Raw genomic sequence first — 18,315 nt, forward strand, 5'->3', positions numbered from 1 at the left:
GGAGGGAAGCGCAGCGCTGGCCTACACTGAAACGGACGCGGCGCTCCGGCCGTTTCTCTGCCACCTGTGTAAAACGGCGCGTGCAACTTTTGGTGACCAATTTCTGATGGCGGCGGCGGTGACGGGTCGCTATGATGCGCCGGCCAGCTTGGGTAACGTGGCAGGACCTGGCCCGACGGGTTAACGCCTGCGGACGATCCGCCTTCAGGATCTCTGCGCCGGCCAGGCCTTACTCCAGCGGCGCGCGTTATGCGCGTATGAATCATTATCTGAAAACTTATCATGCAGACATTTCGAGCTTCACTTTTAAGCCTTGCCCTGATGCTGGCCGTCCCCCTTGTACCGCAGGCGCTGGCCGCCGCACCGTCTGCGGCCGCCCGGCCGGAGATTGCCTCCGGCAGCGCGATGATCGTCGATCTGAATACGCAACAGGTGCTCTATACCAACCATCCGGACCTGGTGCGGCCGATTGCCTCAATTACTAAATTAATGACCGCGATGGTGGTGCTCGACGCGCGGCTGCCGCTGGATGAAAAGCTGAAGGTTGATATCAGCCAGACGCCGGAGATGAAAGGCATCTACTCCCGGGTGCGTCTGAACAGCGAAATCAGCCGTAAGGAGATGCTGCTGCTGGCGCTGATGTCCTCGGAAAACCGGGCGGCGGCGAGCCTGGCGCACCATTTCCCCGGCGGCTACAGCGCCTTTATTAAGGCGATGAACGACAAGGCGAAGGTGCTGGGGATGGCCCATACCCGCTTCGTGGAGCCGACGGGGCTGTCGGAGCATAACGTCTCCACCGCCAGGGATCTGACGAAGCTGCTGATCGCCAGCAGGCACTACCCGCTAATCGGCCAACTGAGCACCACCCGTGAAGAGATGGCGACCTTTTCGCACCCCACCTATACGCTGCCGTTTCGCAATACCAACCACCTGGTCTGGCGCGATAACTGGAACATCCAGCTGACCAAGACCGGCTTTACCAACGCGGCGGGCCACTGCCTGGTGATGCGCACGGCGATCGGCAACCGGCCGGTGGCGCTGGTGGTGATGGACGCCTTCGGGAAATACACCCATTTTGCCGACGCCAGCCGTCTGCGCACATGGCTTGAAACCGGGAAGGTGATGCCGGTTCCCGCCGCCGCCCTGAGCTATAAAAAGCAGAAGGCCGCGCAGATGGCCGCCGGCGGGCAGACCGCGCAGAACGATTAGCGCCCTCCGGGGGCGTTGCAGGGAACGTTGGCCGGGGAGAAAACGCCGGAGAGAACGCTCCGGCGTTATTGAGGAGAGCGGGGCTGACGGTTTTCAGCTCTCCGGTTCGGAGGCGGCCTCTTTCCAGTACTTCCGCTTGCTGGTTTTACCGATGCCGGGGTTCATGCTGTTGGTCGGATCGTTTTCGCGATAGAAGCTGACCAGCGTCTCCGGTGCCTCATACAGATGGCCCACGTTATGCTCGGCCGGATACTGCGCCCCGCGCTGGCGCAGCAGCTCCAGCATTTGCTCCTTCAGGGCGTGGGCGTCAACGCCTTTTTTCACAATGTAGTCCTGATGGAAGACGTGACACATAAAGTGGCCGTAGTAGAGTTTATGCACCAGCTTGTCGTTGATTTCCGGCGGCAGATGCTCATACCACTCGGTGTCGTTACGCCGCAGGGCGATATCCAGCGCCAGAATATCCTCCACCTCGTCGGCGTGCACCGCATGATAGCGAATCGCCGCCCCCGCCGCCGCAAAGCGGTGCAGGAACGCCTTGTTGCCCTCCTCCGGCGTACAGGCGAAAAAGTCGCCTTCGGCCTCTTTAAAGAAGTCGGTAAGCCAGCTCTGGGCTTCGGCCACGCCGTCGCCCGCCATCTTCAGCATCAGGTGGTGCTCATACTTGTCGCGCCAGGTTTTCATCCGCGCCGGCAGATGGCTGGGGAACAGATGACTAAACTTCTGCATCGTCCGCTCGGTAAAGTGGGGGCGGAAAATTTTTACTTTTTCCAGCATCGCATCGGTGCGCCCCTTCAGGTTGAAGAAGAAGGGCATCCTGTCGGTGCCGAGCTTGTCGATCATCAGGAAGGTGTCTTTGGCGTACTTCTCCGCGATGTCATAGATGTCCCGATGCATATACTCGCCGGCCACCGGCAGGCTGGCGAAGTTGGCGAGGATATGGCGGCGGATCTGCGTCAGCACCTCCGGTCGGTTAGTGCCGATATAAAACACCTGCTGATTTTTTTCCGCTTCGAAGGTGTCGAGGCGTACGGCGAAAATCGCCAGCCTGCCGGCGCAGCCGGAGGCCTCAAACAGCCGATCCGGATCGGCGTTATAGCGCGCCGGAGTGTCGGCCTCCACGTCCCTGACGCGGGTGACGTAGTCGTGATCGTGGGCGTGGCGGCCGTCGTGGCGCACATCTTCCGCTCTGATGCGCTCATCGTCCAGCTTGCTGAGGATCTGCTCCGGCGTCTGGCCGAGGTCGATGCCCAGATGGTTCACCAACTGCAGCTCGCCCTGCTCGTTGATGCGGGCGAACAGCGACATTTCGGTGTAGGCCGGGCCGCGCTGAACCAGTGAACCGCCGGAGTTGTTGCAGATGCCGCCGATCACCGACGCGCCGATGCAGGAGGAGCCGATTACCGAGTGCGGCTCGCGCCCCAGCGGCTTAAGCGCTTTCTCCAGCGAGTAGAGGGTGGTGCCGGGGAAGGCCAGCACCTGTTCGCCTTTGTCGAGCAGCTGCAGTTTGTCGAGGCGCAGCACGTTAATAATCACGATATCACGATCGTAGTCGTTGCCGTTGGGGGTGGAGCCTTCCGTCAGTCCGGTGTTGGCGGCCTGCATCAGAATAATTTTATCCGCCTTCACGCAGGCGCTGAGCACGCGCCACAGCTCCAGCAGCGAGCCGGGGAACACGACCGCCAGCGCGTCGCCCTGGCCGGAGCGGAAGCCCTTGCGATAGCGGGCGGTTTTAGCCGGTTCGGTCAGCAGATGGGAAGCGCCGACCAGGCGGGAGAGTTCGTTCAGGAATGCTTTATTATCAGGTGTCATGTTGTCAGGCATTTTCCACTCCTTGTGGTGAGTCAAAATGGCGTCCCTAAGCATAGCGCGTCATATCACGATATGCGCGTCCGATTTGCGCGCTCGCGGGCCAGGTCCCGAAAATTGGTGAATATCCTTCGCTTTCTGCTTCCGCCACGATTACGCTTAAAGCAAACTGCGGTTTTTGCTATATTTTTGCCGCTACGTCGGGCTAACAGAAAGAGAGAAACAACATGAAATGGCTATGTGCAGTGGGTGTCGCGGTGAGTCTGGCAGCGCAGCCGACGCTGGCGGAGACGGCCTCCGGCAACCTTCCCCTGACGCCCGAGGCGCGGGATGCGTTCGTCACCGATCTGCTCGGAAAAATGACCGTCGATGAGAAAATAGGCCAGCTGCGCCTAATCAGCGTCGGGCCGGATAATCCGAAAGAGGCGATCCGCGACATGATCGGCAAAGGGCAGGTGGGGGCGATCTTCAACACCGTCACCCGCCCGGATATCCGGGTGATGCAGGATCAGGCGATGACGCTGGGCCGCCTGAAGATCCCGCTCTTTTTCGCCTTTGATGTGGTGCACGGCCAGCGCACCGTTTTTCCCATCAGCCTGGGCCTGGCCTCCTCATTTAACCTGGAGGCGGTCAAAACCGTGGGCCGGGTGTCGGCTTACGAAGCGGCGGACGACGGCCTGAACATGACCTGGGCACCGATGGTGGATGTGTCGCGGGATCCGCGCTGGGGGCGGGCCTCCGAGGGCTTCGGTGAAGATACTTATCTGACCGCCATTATGGGAAAAACCATGGTTGAAGAGATGCAGGGCAAAAGCCCGGCGGATCGCTATTCGGTGATGACCAGCGTCAAACACTTCGCCGCCTACGGCGCGGTGGAGGGTGGCAAGGAGTACAACTCCGTCGATATGAGCCCCCAGCGCCTGTTTAACGACTACCTGCCGCCCTACAAGGCGGCGCTGGACGCGGGCAGCGGCGGGGTAATGATGGCCCTCAACGCCCTGAACGGCACCCCGGCGGCGGCGGACGCCTGGCTGCTGAAGGATCTGCTGCGCGACGAGTGGGGCTTTAAGGGCATTACCATTTCCGATCACGGGGCGATTAAGGAGCTGATTAACCACGGCGTCGCCGCCGATCCGCAGGATGCGGTGCGGGTCGCCCTGAAAGCTGGTATCGACATGAGCATGGCCGACGAGTATTACAGCAAATACCTGCCGGGTCTGGTTGAAAGCGGTAAGGTGACGATGGCCGAGCTGGACGACGCGGCGCGCCACGTGCTGAACGTTAAATATGATATGGGGCTGTTTAACGATCCCTACAGCCATCTGGGGCCGAAGGGATCCGACCCGCAGGACACCTTTGCCGAAAGCCGCCTGCACCGTCAGGAGGCGCGCGAGGTGGCGCGGGAAAGCCTGGTGCTGCTGAAAAACCGCCTTGACACCCTGCCGCTGAAAAAATCGGGCGTTATTGCGGTGGTGGGGCCGCTGGCCGACAGCAAGCGCGACGTGATGGGCAGCTGGTCCGCGGCGGGGGTGGTAGCCCAGTCGGTGACCGTGCTGACCGGCATTAAAAACGCGGTGGGCGACGCCGGCAGCGTGATTTACGCCAAAGGGGCCAATCTGACCGATAACAAAGGCATCATCGACTTTCTCAACCAGTATGAACCGGCGGTGCAGGTTGATGAACGGACGCCCCGGGCGATGATCGACGAGGCGGTAAGCGCCGCCCGGCGCGCCGACGTGGTGGTGGCGGTGGTGGGTGAAGCGCAGGGTATGGCGCATGAAGCCTCCAGCCGCACCGATATTACCATTCCGCAAAGCCAGCGCGATCTGATCGCGGCGCTGAAGGCCACCGGCAAGCCGCTGGTGCTGGTGCTGATGAACGGTCGCCCGCTGGCGCTGGTGAAAGAGAGCCAGCAGGCCGATGCGATACTTGAAACCTGGTTTGCCGGCACCGAGGGCGGCAACGCTATCGCCGACGTGCTGTTCGGCGACGTCAACCCGTCGGGCAAGCTGCCGATCTCCTTCCCGCGGTCGGTGGGGCAGATCCCGGTCTACTACAGCCATCTGAACACCGGGCGGCCCTATAACGCCGAGCGGCCGAACAAATACACCTCGCGCTACTTCGACGAGGCCAACGGTCCGCTCTATCCGTTTGGCTACGGGCTGAGTTACACCACCTTCACGGTGTCTGACGTGACGCTCTCCGCCCCGGCCATGCGGCGCGACGGCAGCGTGACCGCCAGCGTGCAGGTAACCAACACCGGCAGGCGCGAGGGGGCGACGGTAGTGCAGATGTACCTGCAGGACGTCACCGCCTCCATAAGCCGCCCGGTGAAGCAGCTGAAGGGCTTTGAGAAGATCTCCCTGAAGCCGGGTGAAACCCGCACCGTCAGCTTCCCGATAGATATCGAGGCGCTGAAGTTCTGGAACCAGCGGATGAAGTTCGATGCCGAGCCGGGCAGGTTCAACGTCTTTATCGGCCTCGACTCCGCCCGCGTGAAGCAGGGCGAATTCGAACTGCTGTAGCGGTTCGCCGTCGTTAACGGGCCGGGAACGCGGCCCTTTTTTATATCTCCGGCGTCCTGACGGGGGCACAGAGGCGGGGTCTTAGTCCGAAACTGGCGCTCAGTCCCGGCGCTGCGTTGTCGGGAAGCGCCATTTTCAACTATGCTCATTTCTCAAGTTCCTGAAAAGGGATACAAAAGCGTGAGGAAAGCAGCATGAAAACGTTAAACCGCATTGCGGGTGCGCTGGCCCTGCTGGCAGCAATAAGCCTGCCGCTGCAGGCGGCATCGCCGGTTAAGGTCGGATCGAAAATAGACACCGAAGGGGCGCTGCTGGGCAATATTATTTTGCAGGTGCTGGAGAGCCACGGCGTTAAAACGGTGAACAAGCTGCAGCTCGGCACCACCCCGGTGGTGCGCGGAGCCATCACCTCCGGCGAGCTGGATATCTACCCTGAATACACCGGCAACGGCGCGTTTTTCTTCAAAGCGGAGAGCGATCCGGCGTGGAAAAACCCCCAGGCGGGCTATGAGAAGGTGAAAAAGCTGGACGCCGGGCAAAACCGGCTGATCTGGCTGACCCCCGCCCCCGCCAACAATACCTGGACCATTGCGGTGCGCCAGGACCTGGCCGAAAAAAACAAGCTGGTCTCGCTGGCCGACCTCGGGCGCTACCTGAAGGCGGGGGGAGCCTTCCGGCTGGCCGCTTCGGCGGAATTTATTGAGCGTCCGGACGCGCTGCCCGCCTTTGAAAAAGCCTATGACTTTAAGCTCGGCCAGGATCAGCTGCTGTCGCTGGCCGGCGGCGATACCGCGGTGACCATCAAGGCCGCGGCCCAGCAGACCTCCGGCGTGAACGCGGCGATGGCCTACGGCACCGACGGTCCGGTGGCGGCGCTGGGCCTGCGCACCCTCAGCGATCCCCAGGGCGTTCAGCCGATCTACGCGCCCGCGCCGGTGGTCCGGGAGGCGGTTCTGCAGGACTGGCCGCAGATCGGCGACTGGCTGCAGCCGGTGTTCGCCAGCCTTGACGAAAAAACGCTGCAGCGGCTTAACGCCCGCATCGCGGTGGAGGGGCTGGACGCCGGCGCGGTAGCGGCGGAGTACCTGAAGCAAAAGGGATGGGTCAAGTAACGGCGTCATATAAGGCTGGAAGCTGTGTCAACATTCAGGATTAACCGCGTCCTGCTGCTGCTCGTGCTGCTGACGGCGGTGGCGGTCGCGCTTCCCTTCGTGAGCTATGCCCCCAATCGCCTGCTCTCCGGAGAGGGACGCCAGCTGTGGGAGATCTGGCCGGGTGCCGTCTGGATGCTGGCCGGGGCGGCCAGCGCGCTGTTTACCCTCTGCTTTGTGCCGGGAAAACGCGGCGGCGTGCTGACCCTGCTGGCCGCCGAGACGCTGGTTGCGCTGATGCTGTGGGGGGCGGGCGAGGCGGCGAGGGATCTCGCCCGGACGGGCAGCCCGCTGGCGCGCACCGGTCCCGGCAGCGGGCTGTGGCTTGGGCTGGCGCTGGGCCTGCTGGCGTGCAGCGACGCCGTTCGCCGGATAACAACCTCGCCGGTGTGGCGCTGGGCGCTGCATGTGCAGATTGCGCTGGCACCGCTGGCGTTGCTGCTGTGCGGCGCGTTCGACGATCTCGCCCTGCTGAAGGAGTACGTCAACCGCCGGGAGGTGTTTAACCAGGCGCTGGCGCAGCATATGATTCTGCTGGTGGGGGCCGTACTGCCCGCGCTGGCCATCGGCGTGCCGCTCGGCCTTTGGTGCGCCGTATCTCCCGCCCGCCAGGGGCCGGTTTTTGCCGTGCTGAACGTCATCCAGACTATTCCCTCCGTGGCCCTGTTTGGCCTGCTGATCGCGCCGCTCGCCGGGCTGGCGAAGGCGTTTCCCTGGCTTGCCGCCCTCGGCGTCTCCGGCACCGGCCTGACCCCGGCCCTCATCGCCCTGATGCTCTACGCGCTGCTGCCGCTGACCCGCGGCGTGGCGGCGGGGCTGAACCAGGTGCCGGTCGAGGCGCTGGAGAGCGCCCGCGCGATGGGGATGAGCGGGCGACAGCGCTTTGTGCACGTCCAGCTGCCGCTGGCGCTACCGCTCTTTTTACGCAGCCTGCGGGTGGTGATGGTGCAGACGGTCGGCATGGCGACCGTCGCCGCGCTGATCGGCGCGGGCGGCTTTGGCGCGCTGGTGTTTCAGGGGCTGTTCAGCAGCGCCGTAGACCTGGTGCTGCTGGGGGCGATCCCGGTGATTGCGCTGGCGGTGCTCATCGACGCGCTGTTCGACGTCGTTATCGCGCTCCTGAAGGTAACTCACAATGATTAAATTCAGCCACGTCAGCAAAGCCTTCGGCGGGCAGATGGCGGTTAACGATCTCAATCTGCACTTTCCGGAGGGGAGCTTCTCGGTGCTGATCGGCACCTCCGGTTCCGGAAAATCGACCACCCTGAAGATGATCAACCGGCTGGAGGAGCACGACAGCGGCCAGATCCACTTCGCGGGTGAGGAGATCCGCAGCCTGCCGGTGCTGGAGCTGCGCCGACGAATGGGCTACGCCATTCAGTCCATCGGCCTGTTTCCCCACTGGACGGTGGCCCGGAACATCGCCACCGTGCCGCAGCTGCAAAAGTGGCCGCGGGGGCGCATCGACGATCGCATCGACGCGCTGATGGCCCTGCTGGGGCTGGAGCCGGGGCTGCGGGAACGTTACCCGCATCAGCTCTCCGGCGGCCAGCAGCAGCGGGTGGGGGTGGCACGCGCCCTGGCGGCGGACCCGCAGGTGCTGCTGATGGACGAACCCTTCGGTGCGCTGGACCCGGTGACCCGCGCCGCCCTGCAGCAGGAGATGTTGCGCATTCACCGTCTGCTGGGGCGCACCGTGGTGCTGGTGACCCACGACATCGACGAGGCGCTGCGGCTGGCGCAGCATCTGGTCCTGATGGACGGCGGGCGGGTGGTGCAGCAGGGAACGCCGCTGGCGATGCTGACCGCCCCGGCCAGCGACTTTGTGGCGGCGTTTTTCGGCCGCAGCGAGCTGGGGGTGCGCCTGCTGTCGCTGCGCCGCGTGGGCGACTACGTTCGCCGCGATGAGCGCCGGGACGGCGAGGCGCTGACGGAGGCGATGACCCTGCGCGATGCTCTTTCAGCCTTTGTCGCTCACGGCTGCGAGGTGCTGCCGGTGGCCGATCCCCAGGGGCTGCCCTGCGGTACGCTGCATTTTCGCGATCTGCTGTCGGAGGCCCCGGCCCATGAAACGACTGGCTGATCCGCTGTTGTGGCCGATCCTTCTCTTTGTGCTGCTGCTGGTTGGGTTGCCCCACAGCCAGGGGCTGTGGAGCGCGCTGTTTCCCGGTTTGTCGCGCCCGGTGTATCAGCAGGAGAGCTTCGTCGCCCTGGCGCTGGCGCACTTCTGGCTGGTGGGGATCTCCAGCCTGTTTGCCGTGGCGATGGGCGTCGGGGCGGGTATCGCGGTGACGCGGCCCTGGGGCGCTGAGTTTCGCCCGCTGGTGGAGACCATCGCCGCCGTCGGCCAGACCTTTCCGCCGGTGGCGGTGCTGGCGATTGCCGTCCCGGCGATGGGTTTCGGCCAGCAGCCGGCGCTGATTGCGCTGATCCTCTACGGCATACTGCCGGTGCTGCAGGCCACCCTGGCGGGGCTGGGAGCGGTTTCGCCAGAGGTAATGAGCGTGGCCAGCGGGATGGGGATGAGCCGCGGGCAGCGGCTGTGGAGGGTAGAGCTACCGCTGGCGGCACCGGTGATCCTGGCCGGTATCCGCACCTCGGTCATCATTAATATTGGCACCGCCGCCATCGCCTCTACGGTCGGCGTCAGCACCCTCGGCACGCCGATTATTATTGGCCTGAGCGGTTTTAACACCGCCTATATTCTTCAGGGAGGGCTGCTGGTGGCGCTGGCGGCGATCGTCGTCGATCGCCTGTTTGAGCGGTTAGGCCGCCATCTTACCCGGCATGTAAAATAAAGGTATAGCCCGCGAGCATCACCCCGCCGATGCCGCCGATGGCCATCAGCATGAAAAGGGTGATGACGGCAAATTTTGCTGCACGCATAATGTGCTCCTTATGTTAACTAACGGATTGTACTCTGAGACGCGGTCGTTAATGAACCATTAAATTACGCCCGGCGTCGCGCGCTTGCGACGGATCAATTCCGGCCTCTGCCGCCGCCGTGCGCCCTGTTTAACGTTAGCCGCGCGACGGCGGTTTGCGTGGCAAAAAAAGCCAGCCCGCGCGGCCGGGCGATGATTTCAGACGATGGCGCTCGTTAAGTTACGTTTTTTTGCAACACTTCAAAGAACATAAGGCGCAGACAGGGTATGTTACACGGTTTTAAAAGAAGTGTGGTTGTTGGGTATGTACGAGTTTAATCTGGTGTTGCTGCTGCTTCAGCAGATGTGCGTGTTTCTGGTTATCGCCTGGCTGATGAGCAAAACGCGCCTGTTTATTCCGCTAATGCAGGTTACCGTCCGGCTGCCGCACAAGCTTCTCTGCTATGTCACCTTCTCTATTTTTTGCATTATGGGCACCTATTTCGGCCTGCATATTGAAGACTCTATCGCCAACACCCGCGCCGTGGGTGCGGTAATGGGCGGCCTGCTCGGCGGGCCGGTGGTGGGAGGGCTGGTGGGCCTGACCGGGGGGCTGCACCGCTACTCTATGGGCGGTATGACGGCGCTCAGCTGCATGATTTCCACCATCGTCGAAGGGCTGTTGGGCGGTCTGGTGCACAGCGTGCTGATCCGCCGGGGGCGTACCGATCGGGTATTTGATCCGCTGACGGCGGGGGCGGTCACCTTCGTGGCCGAAATGGTGCAGATGCTGATTATTCTGCTGATTGCCCGCCCCTTTCAGGACGCCCTGCAGCTGGTGAGCAATATCGCCGCGCCGATGATGGTCACCAACACCGTCGGCGCGGCGCTGTTTATGCGCATTCTGCTCGACAAGCGCGCCATGTTTGAAAAATACACCTCGGCGTTCTCCGCCACCGCCCTGAAGGTGGCCGCCTCCACCGAGGGCATTCTGCGCCAGGGCTTTAACGAGGTGAACAGCATGAAGGTCGCCCAGGTGCTGTACCAGGAGCTGGAGATTGGCGCGGTGGCCATTACCGACCGCGAGAAGCTGCTGGCCTTTACCGGCATCGGCGACGATCACCATCTGCCGGGCAGGCCGATCTCCTCTGGCTATACCCTGCGGGCGATTGAGAGCGGAGAGGTGGTGTACGCCGACGGCAACGAGGTGCCGTACCGCTGCTCGCTGCATCCCCAGTGCAAGCTTGGCTCGACGCTGGTGATCCCGCTGCGCGGCGAAAATCAGCGGGTGGTGGGCACCATCAAGCTGTATGAGGCCAAAAATCGGCTCTTCAGCTCCATTAATCGTACCCTGGGAGAGGGGATTGCCCGGCTGCTGTCGGCGCAGATCCTCGCCGGACAATACGAGCGGCAAAAGGCGCTGCTGACCCAGTCGGAAATTAAGCTGCTGCACGCGCAGGTCAACCCTCATTTTCTGTTTAACGCCCTGAACACCATCAAGGCGGTGATCCGCCGCGACGGGGAGCAGGCCGGCCAGCTGGTGCAGTATCTGTCGACCTTCTTTCGTAAAAACCTTAAGCGCCCGGCGGAAATTGTCACGCTGGCCGATGAAATCGACCACGTAAACGCCTATCTGCAGATTGAGAAGGCGCGCTTTCAGACGCGGCTGCAGGTCAGCCTGAACGTTCCGCCCGTCCTGGCCCAGCAGAAGCTGCCCGCTTTTACCCTGCAGCCGATCGTGGAAAACGCTATTAAGCACGGCACGTCGCAGCTGCTGGGCAGAGGCGAAGTGACGATTACCGCCCGCCGGACCGGGCAGCATCTGACGCTGGAGGTCGAGGATAACGCCGGCCTGTATCAGCCGAAGGATAGCGTCAGCGGGCTGGGGATGAGCCTGGTGGACAAACGTTTACGGGCGCGCTTTGGCGACGATTACGGTATCAGCGTCGCCTGCGAACAGGAGAGGTTTACCCGAATAACCCTACGACTGCCGCTGGAGGAGGGCGCATGATTAAGGTGCTGATTGTGGATGATGAGCCGTTGGCGCGGGAAAATCTGCGGGTTTTGCTTCAGGAGCAGCGCGATATTGAGATCGTGGGCGAATGCGCCAACGCGCTGGAGGCTATCGGCGCGGTGCATAAGCTGCGCCCCGACGCGCTGTTCCTCGACATTCAGATGCCGCGCATCAGCGGGCTGGAGATGGTCGGTATGCTGGACCCGGAGCAACGCCCCTATATCGTCTTTCTGACCGCCTTCGAAGAGTATGCGATTCGCGCCTTTGAAGAGCAGGCCTTTGACTATCTGCTGAAGCCCATCGAGGAGGCGCGGCTGGAGAAAACCCTCGCCAGGCTGCGTCTGGATCGCAGCAAACAGGAGACGTCGCAGCGTGAGGAGCCTCAGCAGGCGCTGAAGTTTATTCCCTGCGCCGGGCACAGCCGTATATATCTGCTGCAGATGGAGGAGGTGGCCTTCGTCAACAGCCGGATGAGCGGAGTGTGCGTAACCAGCAGCGAAGGTAAAGAGGGATTCACCGAGCTGACGCTGCGCACCCTTGAGAGCCGCACGCCGCTGCTGCGCTGCCATCGCCAGTATCTGGTCAACATGGCGCAGCTGCAGGAGATCCGCCTGGAGGACAACGGCCAGGCCGAGCTGATTTTACGCAACGGGCTGACGGTGCCGGTAAGCCGCCGCTATCTGAAAAGCCTGAAAGAGGCGATTGGGCTGTAAAGCGGCACAATCGTGGTAGACTTAGCGGCAAAATTTTTCATCATGAAGGTATTATGATCGGTAACGATATTTTGCGTAGCCTGCGCTACACCCTGAAAACCAACAATGACGGCCTGGCGCGGATTTTTGCCCTGGCGGATGCGCCGGTCAGCGCGGAGCAGCTGATACCGTGGCTGAAAAAGGAGGACGAGGAGGGGTTTGTACGCTGCCCGGATATCGTGCTGTCGAACTTCCTTAACGGCCTGATTTATGACAAACGCGGCAGGGATGAGTCCGCGCCGCCGCTGACGCCGGAGCGCCGGGTCAACAATAATATAGTCCTGAAAAAGCTGCGCATCGCCTTTTCGCTGAAAACCGACGATATTCTCGCCATCCTGACCGCCCAGCAGTTCCGCGTCTCGATGCCGGAAATTACCGCCATGATGCGCGCGCCGGAGCATAAAAATTACCGCGAATGCGGCGATCAGTTTCTGCGCTACTTCCTGCGCGGCCTGACGGCCCGCGAGCAGGAGAGTAAAGCGTAAAGGCGCGCAGGCGGCCGGGCGCGAAGGCTGGCCGCCTGCCTGTTTCATCTTCTGCGCCTCCGGGGCGACACCGCCCCTTATACCGGCGCTCCGGGCACCCTGTTTTCCAACTGAAGATAAAGCAAAGCTAACGTATTCAACGTGCTGATGGGCAGATCGGCGCGCTTTTCGTGCAGCTGCCGCAGCAGGCGCGCCAGATGGGTAAAGCCATATTCCGCCAGATCGGCGGCGAGCGTCTGCGCATCCTGAAAAAAGGCGTGCTGCTGGTAGCGCAGGCCGTTGTGCAGAATATGTATTAACAGGGCGCGGCAGCGCCCAAGGCACCGGCTGGCTTCGTCGGGCTGCGGTGAGGGCAGGGCGGCGGGCAGAGGGCCGACGGCCTGCGGCTCGGCGTCCAGCACCCAGGCGCGCGTGGCGGTCATCATCACCAGCGGCTCCAGCGTCAGCTGACCGTGGCTGGCGCTGACCAGGCCGGAAACCATCACCAGCGGATCGTCACTCTGTTCCAGCAGCGCGGCCATGCGCTCAATGGCCCAGGGCGCGCTGGCGGAGGCCGCAAGCGACAGAGGCAGAATATTATTTTCCCCCTCACCGCTGTATACCCGGGCCTCCAGCCTTTGTCGGGCGGCGTCCCAGCCCTGAACGATGACGCCATCAACCGGCAAAATAAACAAATTATCGACCTGATCCAGCGGGCGTACACAGGCGGGCGGGCGCTGGCGCAGATAGTCGCGCAGCGCCGCCACCCCCGGCTGGCGCAGCGGGGCGGGAAGCTGTCGCCAGGCGTCCGGGGTCAGCGGAACGCAGCTGCTCAGGCGATGGCGCGTCTCCAGCGCCAGCTCGCCGTCGGCCCTGCGGCGGGCGGCCCGGGAGATAATCTTTCCGCCCGCCAGCGAGCCGGCCTGAAAGGTAAACAGCCGCCGTGTCCAGGCCGGGCTTTGCGCCTGCTCCGCCAGCGGCCAGCCGCGCGTGAGGTGTAAAATGTTGCCGGTATCCGGGTCGCTGAACCAGATCCGCAGGCCGTACTGCTGCCGATCCTGCCAGCAGCGCATCCCCAGCGAAACGAGGCGCAGACGATCGAGCGACGCCTCCCCGGCAACACCCAGCCCAACGACGGCGCGCCACGGCAGCGGCGGCGTCTCACCGGCGTCGGCCAGCTGCGCCATCCGCCCGGCGCTCGTCAGACGCGACTCAAGCCCCGCAAGCAGCTGCAGCAGCGGCGGATAGTGGCTGGCGCGCTGCTGAAAGGCCTCCACGCCGTGGCGGAGCTGCGTCAGGGTGCCGGTAACCCAGCGCCAGTCGGCCCCCTGCGCCGCCCGCAGCGCGCGGGTAAACGCGGCGTCAAAGCGGATTAGCGGCTGGCTGATGCCCTCCTGCCACAGCAGGCGGCTCAACTGCTCAACGCTTTGCCGACAGGCCTCGCCTTCGGCCGTGTCGAACGGGCCGCCGCGGGCGGCGACCTTCTGGCTGCGCGTTTGCCAGACCAGATGCGTAAAGCCCGGCTGCTGCTGTTCCGCCTCGGCAAAGGCCTGGACCGCCAGCGCCACGTGCTCGCACAGGGAACCTGCCACGCAGTCGCAGCGCGCAAAGTGCATACTGGCCCGGGAGTAAAAGCGGACGTCGCTCATCGGCAGCTTTGCCGAAGGGGGGCCGCCGGGCGGGCAGGAGAGCACGATCGCCAGCCCTTTATCCGCCAGCTGCTGCGCCCGACGGCGGGTTTCCCCGGGCAGGCTGGCCAGCTCGCTCAGCCAGTCGCCGGGCCGCCAGCGCGCCTCCTGCCCGGGCGCGGCGTCATCGGGAGCGCCCCCGGCGTGAGCGCGCTGATAGCTCAGTACCAGCATCACGCGGTGGCGGCACATGCCGCTGGCGCTGCAGGTGCAGCTGGCCTCTTTTAGCGCCTGCCGCGGTGCCAGCCTGGTGCGCGTTCCGTCGCTGAAGGCGGCGGTCAGGGTGCCATTCTCCTCCTGCGCCAGCTGCGGAATATTACCGCTATCCAGCTCTTTCAGGCTGCGTTTGACGAATCCGGCGTTGCTGAGCGCGATCAGCGCCTGCCCGGTCAGCTCCAGCAGTTCGGGGCGTAAAAGCTTCATGATTGCAGATTCTCCGCCAGCCACGCCGCCAGCTCGCCGGGCGTCATGGCGGCAATTTGCGCCCCGACGTTAACCAGCGCCTGGGCGGTGTCGTGGCAGTAGCTGGGGGCGGCGCGGCTGTCCAGCGCCGCCAGCCCGAGCACCCTGGTCCCGTTTTGTATGCACTGCTTCACTTTGTGAATTAACGTGGCCGTCGAACCGCCTTCGTAAAAGTCGCTGACCAGCACGATGATGCTTTTCTGCGGCCGTTCGATAAGCTGGCGGGCGTAGTCCACCGCCTGCGCTATCCGGGTGCCGCCGCCGAGCTGAACCTTCATCAGCAGCTCGACCGGATCGCTGACGTCGGCGGTAAGATCCACCACGCTGGTGTCGAAAGCCACAAGGTGGGTGCGGATGCCGGGAAGCTGCCATAAGCAGGCTGCCATCACCGCCGAATGAATGACGGAATCCACCATCGAGCCGCTCTGATCGATCAGCAAAATAAGCTGCCATTTTTCGCAATGGCGCTTAACGCGGCTGAAGAATTTTGGCGACGTGATATACAGTTTGCCGCGCTGCGGGTTCCAGTGCTGCAGATTGGTGCGGAGCGTATGCTTAAAGTTGAAATTGCTCGCCCGCGCCAGTCGGGAGGGACGCCGCCGGTCGCGCGTGCCGGAAAAAGCCTGGCGAACCGTGTGGTTCAGCCGGGCCATAATCTGCATCACAACCTGTCGGACCAGCCGGCGGGCGGCGTTCAGCACCTCCGGGTTCATCAGATGTTTGGTATGCAGCACCGCCCGCAGCAGGCTTTCGGAAGGCTCAATACGCTCCAGCACCTCCAGATTCGTCACCACCTCGTCAATGCCGTAGCGCAGTACCGCGTCGCTCTCCAGCCGCTCGATAACCTGCTGCGGAAAGAGCTGGTGAATCGCGCTAATCCACCCCGGCGTCGTCAGGCTGCTGCTGCCCAGGCCGCCCTGGCGCTCGCCGCGCCCTACGCGCTCCGGATCGCGGCCGTAGAGCCACTCCAGCGCATGATCTATCCGGCGGGCGGCACCGTCCAGCGGGCCAAGTCGGCTCTCGGCCGCCTCGCCCAGAAGCAGCCGCCAGCGCTGCAGCTCGCGGGAGGCCAGAAGATCGGACAGTTTTTTTGGCATTAGTGAAGCCCCCAGCGCTGAAGCTCCGCCAGCGCCCGCTGCTCCAGCCGTTGATGTTGAACAATATGCTGCGGCTGGCAGCGAACCGGTGCCTGCAGCGTATGCGCCGGCATGGCGGCTATCTGATAGTGCTCCAGCACCTGGCGGGCCAGCTCGCCCCGCTCGCGCGGCGGCAGCCAGGCCATGGCGGCGCGCAGATCCGGCAGGGCGAGCATGAAGTCGTCGTCCGACAGCCGGGTGAGCAGGCCGCTGAAGCCGGCAATAAACGACGGCTGGCAGGCGAGCTGGTGGCGGGCCAGCGCCAGCATACCGTGTAACGCCTCGCCCAGCCGCTGCGGCGGGAGCTGCGTCAGCAGGGCCAGCGCGGCCTGGGCGGTGGCGGTGGGGTGTTCAAGGCGGATCAGCGCGCCAAAGGCCGCTCCCCTGACGAGCGGGGCGGCCTCCCTCGCGCCGATACGTCGCTGCAGCAGGCTCCGGGCGGCGCTCAGCGAAACGCCGGGTAAGGCGGTGCCGTGATGGATATCGCGCAGAATATGACAGAGCATCTGCCAGCCGTGCAGACAGGCATGAAACTGCGCCTCGTCGATCGCGCCGCTGCTTTCACACAGCCAGAGCGCCCGATCGATCGTGGCGCAGAGGATCTTCTGCAGCACCGGCGAATCCGGCATCCCGGCGGGATCGTCCTGTCGCCACAGCGCGTACAGCACCTCCAGCGCCGCGCCCATTTCCGCAAACTGACTCTCCCTGGCGATAAGCTGCGCCAGCTGTTCCAGCAGCCGCTGGCTGAAGGCGGCCAGCCCCGCCAGCGCCGCCTGGTTCAGGCAGGCGGTCAGCGGCGCAATACCGGCGGCGTTGGTCATCCGCGCCTCCAGACGCTGGCGCGCGGCCTCAGTCAGCGTGGCACCGTAGCGCGCGGCTTCAATCAGCGCGGCCTGCTGCTCCAGCGGGCGGCTTAACGCCCAGCGCTCATCGCCGTCGCCGCTCATCGTCGTGGCGTGGCCCTGTCGACGCCGGATACCCGGAATCTCGAGGATCGCCAGCCGGTGCAGAACCTGGCTTTGCGCCAGCCCGGCGGCGTCAAAGCGGTTGAGCGTCAACTCCCCCGCCAGGACGATGCCGGTACGGGCCAGCTCGCGGGCCACCTCCTCCGGCAGCGGCGGCTGCGGCGTGCCGGGGGCCAGCTGGCCAAAGCCGCTGCCTGCCAGCGCGTCGATAAGGGTTAGCAGGATCGGGTCGGTATCCCGGTGCACAACCCCGCGATAGCTCCAGGGGAGCGGGGCGTTCAGGGCTTCTTTAATGAGCGATCCCGCGAGGGCGTCAAGCCAGTCGCTGCGCAGCGGCAGGAGGTGGCCGCGCAGCTGCGCCAGCGCCAGCGCCCGCAGATGGGCGGCGGCCAGATCGGCGGTGGAGGCGGGCTGGCGGCGCTGGCGCAGGCTGCTGAGAAGGGTCTTCAGCAGCCGTTCACCGGCCTGCTGCAGACCGAAACGCCAGCACCAGCCCTGCCACACCGGGGCGGGCATTCCGGACAGATAGCCTGTCAGCACGTCGAGCCTTTTTTCGCTGTAGGGCGTCAGATAGCAGCCGGTGATGGCACCGGCGGAGGGCGGAGGGGGAACGGTCGGGACCTGCGCTTCACAGCCGCGCCAGAGCGCGGCCAGCGCCGGGGCATGCCAGCCGCCGCAGACCACCACCACCGGGCCGTCGTTTTGCCGCATTGCCCACGCCAGCCAGCGCGCCATAAAGGCTTCCCGCCGCTGGTTATGCTCATCCCCCTTGTCGCCGCCGCGCAGGCCTGAAAAATAGGTCTCCAGCGCCGGCTGCAGGTTAGCCTGCTGCGCTTCATCCTCAAACAGATGATCCCAGAGGGCGTCGATATTCTCCATGCCGCTGTTCTGCAGCAGATGCGAATAGCCGTGGTTGCTGCGGACCGCGGGTGACGGCGCGCTGTCGTCGGGCTGCATCCAGCCCGGCAGGTCGATAAAGCGGATCTGTGCGCCGGTTTTCCGGGCGGCCAGCAGCGCCTGCCACTCCGGAGAGAATTCAGCGAACGGCGTCCAGACACCGTGTCCCGCCGCGCTGCTCTCCTGAGGCTGGCAGTAGCTGTAGATCGCGATGGGCAACTGATGCGGTAAAAAAAGCTCGTCAAGGCGGTGATTAAAATCAACCGGACCTTCAATCAGCACGTAGCGCGGCCGTAGCTTTTCTATACGCTCTTTCACCAGCCTGGCGCAGGCCGGGCTATGGTGGCGAACGCCGATGATGAGCGGCTGTTCAGGCACG

At 63.9% G+C, this 18,315-nt stretch carries 14 protein-coding genes; 9 read left to right on the top strand and 5 right to left on the bottom strand.

All coding sequences use genetic code 11. The features are described 5' to 3' along the window. Nucleotides 1–282 precede the first annotated feature (282 nt). Nucleotides 283–1,209 (top strand): D-alanyl-D-alanine endopeptidase, encoded by a 927-nt coding sequence (gene pbpG, locus GJV78_RS17005; protein WP_155109462.1) that lies wholly within the window; start codon nucleotides 283–285, stop codon nucleotides 1,207–1,209. Nucleotides 1,210–1,302: 93 nt separating this feature from the next. Here the strand turns inward: pbpG and dld are convergent, their stop codons facing one another. Further along, nucleotides 1,303–3,033, bottom strand: a complete 1,731-nt coding sequence (gene dld, locus GJV78_RS17010) for a D-lactate dehydrogenase (RefSeq protein ID WP_155109463.1) — start codon at nucleotides 3,031–3,033, stop codon at nucleotides 1,303–1,305. A gap of 212 nt (nucleotides 3,034–3,245) precedes the next feature. Here dld and bglX point away from each other — a divergent pair, with 212 nt between their 5' ends. The 5 genes from bglX to GJV78_RS17035 all read left to right on the top strand — a co-directional run bounded on the left by bglX (nucleotide 3,246) and on the right by GJV78_RS17035 (nucleotide 9,492). Continuing rightward, nucleotides 3,246–5,543, top strand: a complete 2,298-nt coding sequence (bglX, locus tag GJV78_RS17015; protein ID WP_155109464.1) for a beta-glucosidase BglX — start codon at nucleotides 3,246–3,248, stop codon at nucleotides 5,541–5,543. Between the two features lie 194 nt (nucleotides 5,544–5,737). Further along, nucleotides 5,738–6,655, top strand: a complete 918-nt coding sequence (osmF, locus tag GJV78_RS17020) for a glycine betaine ABC transporter substrate-binding protein OsmF (RefSeq protein WP_155109465.1) — start codon at nucleotides 5,738–5,740, stop codon at nucleotides 6,653–6,655. A gap of 24 nt (nucleotides 6,656–6,679) precedes the next feature. After that, on the top strand, nucleotides 6,680–7,837 hold the full coding sequence (locus tag GJV78_RS17025; RefSeq protein ID WP_167519619.1) for an ABC transporter permease: 1,158 nt from the start codon (nucleotides 6,680–6,682) through the stop codon (nucleotides 7,835–7,837). Beyond that, entirely contained in the window at nucleotides 7,830–8,777 is a 948-nt protein-coding gene (locus tag GJV78_RS17030) for an ABC transporter ATP-binding protein (protein WP_155109467.1), read from the top strand. The genes GJV78_RS17025 and GJV78_RS17030 overlap by 8 nt, the downstream gene beginning before the upstream one ends. Then, nucleotides 8,761–9,492, top strand: a complete 732-nt coding sequence (locus GJV78_RS17035) for an ABC transporter permease (protein WP_155109468.1) — start codon at nucleotides 8,761–8,763, stop codon at nucleotides 9,490–9,492. Before GJV78_RS17030 ends, GJV78_RS17035 begins: the two co-directional genes overlap by 17 nt. Here the strand turns inward: GJV78_RS17035 and GJV78_RS17040 are convergent. Next, a complete protein-coding gene (locus GJV78_RS17040) occupies nucleotides 9,473–9,580 on the bottom strand; it encodes a protein YohO (protein WP_155109469.1) in 108 nt (35 codons plus the stop codon). The genes GJV78_RS17035 and GJV78_RS17040 overlap by 20 nt on opposite strands. A gap of 303 nt (nucleotides 9,581–9,883) precedes the next feature. Between GJV78_RS17040 and GJV78_RS17045 the strand changes: the two genes are divergently transcribed. The 3 genes from GJV78_RS17045 to GJV78_RS17055 are packed head-to-tail and all read left to right on the top strand — an operon-like array spanning nucleotide 9,884 to nucleotide 12,809. After that, nucleotides 9,884–11,569, top strand: a complete 1,686-nt coding sequence (locus GJV78_RS17045) for a sensor histidine kinase (protein ID WP_155109470.1) — start codon at nucleotides 9,884–9,886, stop codon at nucleotides 11,567–11,569. Continuing rightward, a complete protein-coding gene (gene btsR / locus GJV78_RS17050) occupies nucleotides 11,566–12,285 on the top strand; it encodes a two-component system response regulator BtsR (protein ID WP_155109471.1) in 720 nt (239 codons plus the stop codon). Before GJV78_RS17045 ends, btsR begins: the two co-directional genes overlap by 4 nt. A 53-nt stretch (nucleotides 12,286–12,338) precedes the next feature. Then, nucleotides 12,339–12,809, top strand: coding sequence for a YehS family protein (locus GJV78_RS17055; protein WP_155109472.1), 471 nt, complete (start codon nucleotides 12,339–12,341; stop codon nucleotides 12,807–12,809). Between the two features lie 77 nt (nucleotides 12,810–12,886). Here the strand turns inward: GJV78_RS17055 and GJV78_RS17060 are convergent, their stop codons facing one another. Genes GJV78_RS17060 through GJV78_RS17070 form a run of 3 tightly spaced genes read right to left on the bottom strand, consistent with a single transcriptional unit; the run spans nucleotide 12,887 to nucleotide 18,314 of the window. Beyond that, nucleotides 12,887–14,899, bottom strand: a complete 2,013-nt coding sequence (locus GJV78_RS17060) for an SWIM zinc finger family protein (protein ID WP_155109473.1) — start codon at nucleotides 14,897–14,899, stop codon at nucleotides 12,887–12,889. Then, on the bottom strand, nucleotides 14,896–16,035 hold the full coding sequence (locus GJV78_RS17065; RefSeq protein ID WP_155109474.1) for a vWA domain-containing protein: 1,140 nt from the start codon (nucleotides 16,033–16,035) through the stop codon (nucleotides 14,896–14,898). The genes GJV78_RS17060 and GJV78_RS17065 overlap by 4 nt, the downstream gene beginning before the upstream one ends. Further along, nucleotides 16,035–18,314 carry a DUF5682 family protein gene (locus GJV78_RS17070; protein ID WP_167519620.1) on the bottom strand — a complete coding sequence of 760 codons (2,280 nt, stop codon included), beginning with the start codon at nucleotides 18,312–18,314 and terminating at the stop codon, nucleotides 16,035–16,037. The genes GJV78_RS17065 and GJV78_RS17070 overlap by 1 nt, the downstream gene beginning before the upstream one ends. Nucleotide 18,315: the final 1 nt, after the last annotated feature.

The sequence above is a fragment of the Intestinirhabdus alba genome, assembly GCF_009711095.1.
In the GTDB taxonomy this organism is placed as follows: domain Bacteria; phylum Pseudomonadota; class Gammaproteobacteria; order Enterobacterales; family Enterobacteriaceae; genus Intestinirhabdus; species Intestinirhabdus alba.

Excerpts from the sequence above, each read along its gene's own strand:
- pbpG (WP_155109462.1), top strand. The coding sequence starts at position 283 with ATGCAGACATTTCGAGCTTCACTTTTAAGCCTTGCCCTGATGCTGGCC.
- dld (WP_155109463.1), bottom strand. The coding sequence starts at position 3,033 with ATGCCTGACAACATGACACCTGATAATAAAGCATTCCTGAACGAACTC.
- bglX (WP_155109464.1), top strand. The coding sequence starts at position 3,246 with ATGAAATGGCTATGTGCAGTGGGTGTCGCGGTGAGTCTGGCAGCGCAG.
- osmF (WP_155109465.1), top strand. The coding sequence starts at position 5,738 with ATGAAAACGTTAAACCGCATTGCGGGTGCGCTGGCCCTGCTGGCAGCA.
- GJV78_RS17030 (WP_155109467.1), top strand. The coding sequence starts at position 7,830 with ATGATTAAATTCAGCCACGTCAGCAAAGCCTTCGGCGGGCAGATGGCG.
- GJV78_RS17035 (WP_155109468.1), top strand. The coding sequence starts at position 8,761 with ATGAAACGACTGGCTGATCCGCTGTTGTGGCCGATCCTTCTCTTTGTG.
- GJV78_RS17040 (WP_155109469.1), bottom strand. The coding sequence starts at position 9,580 with ATGCGTGCAGCAAAATTTGCCGTCATCACCCTTTTCATGCTGATGGCC.
- GJV78_RS17045 (WP_155109470.1), top strand. The coding sequence starts at position 9,884 with ATGTACGAGTTTAATCTGGTGTTGCTGCTGCTTCAGCAGATGTGCGTG.
- btsR (WP_155109471.1), top strand. The coding sequence starts at position 11,566 with ATGATTAAGGTGCTGATTGTGGATGATGAGCCGTTGGCGCGGGAAAAT.
- GJV78_RS17055 (WP_155109472.1), top strand. The coding sequence starts at position 12,339 with ATGATCGGTAACGATATTTTGCGTAGCCTGCGCTACACCCTGAAAACC.
- GJV78_RS17060 (WP_155109473.1), bottom strand. The coding sequence starts at position 14,899 with ATGAAGCTTTTACGCCCCGAACTGCTGGAGCTGACCGGGCAGGCGCTG.
- GJV78_RS17065 (WP_155109474.1), bottom strand. The coding sequence starts at position 16,035 with ATGCCAAAAAAACTGTCCGATCTTCTGGCCTCCCGCGAGCTGCAGCGC.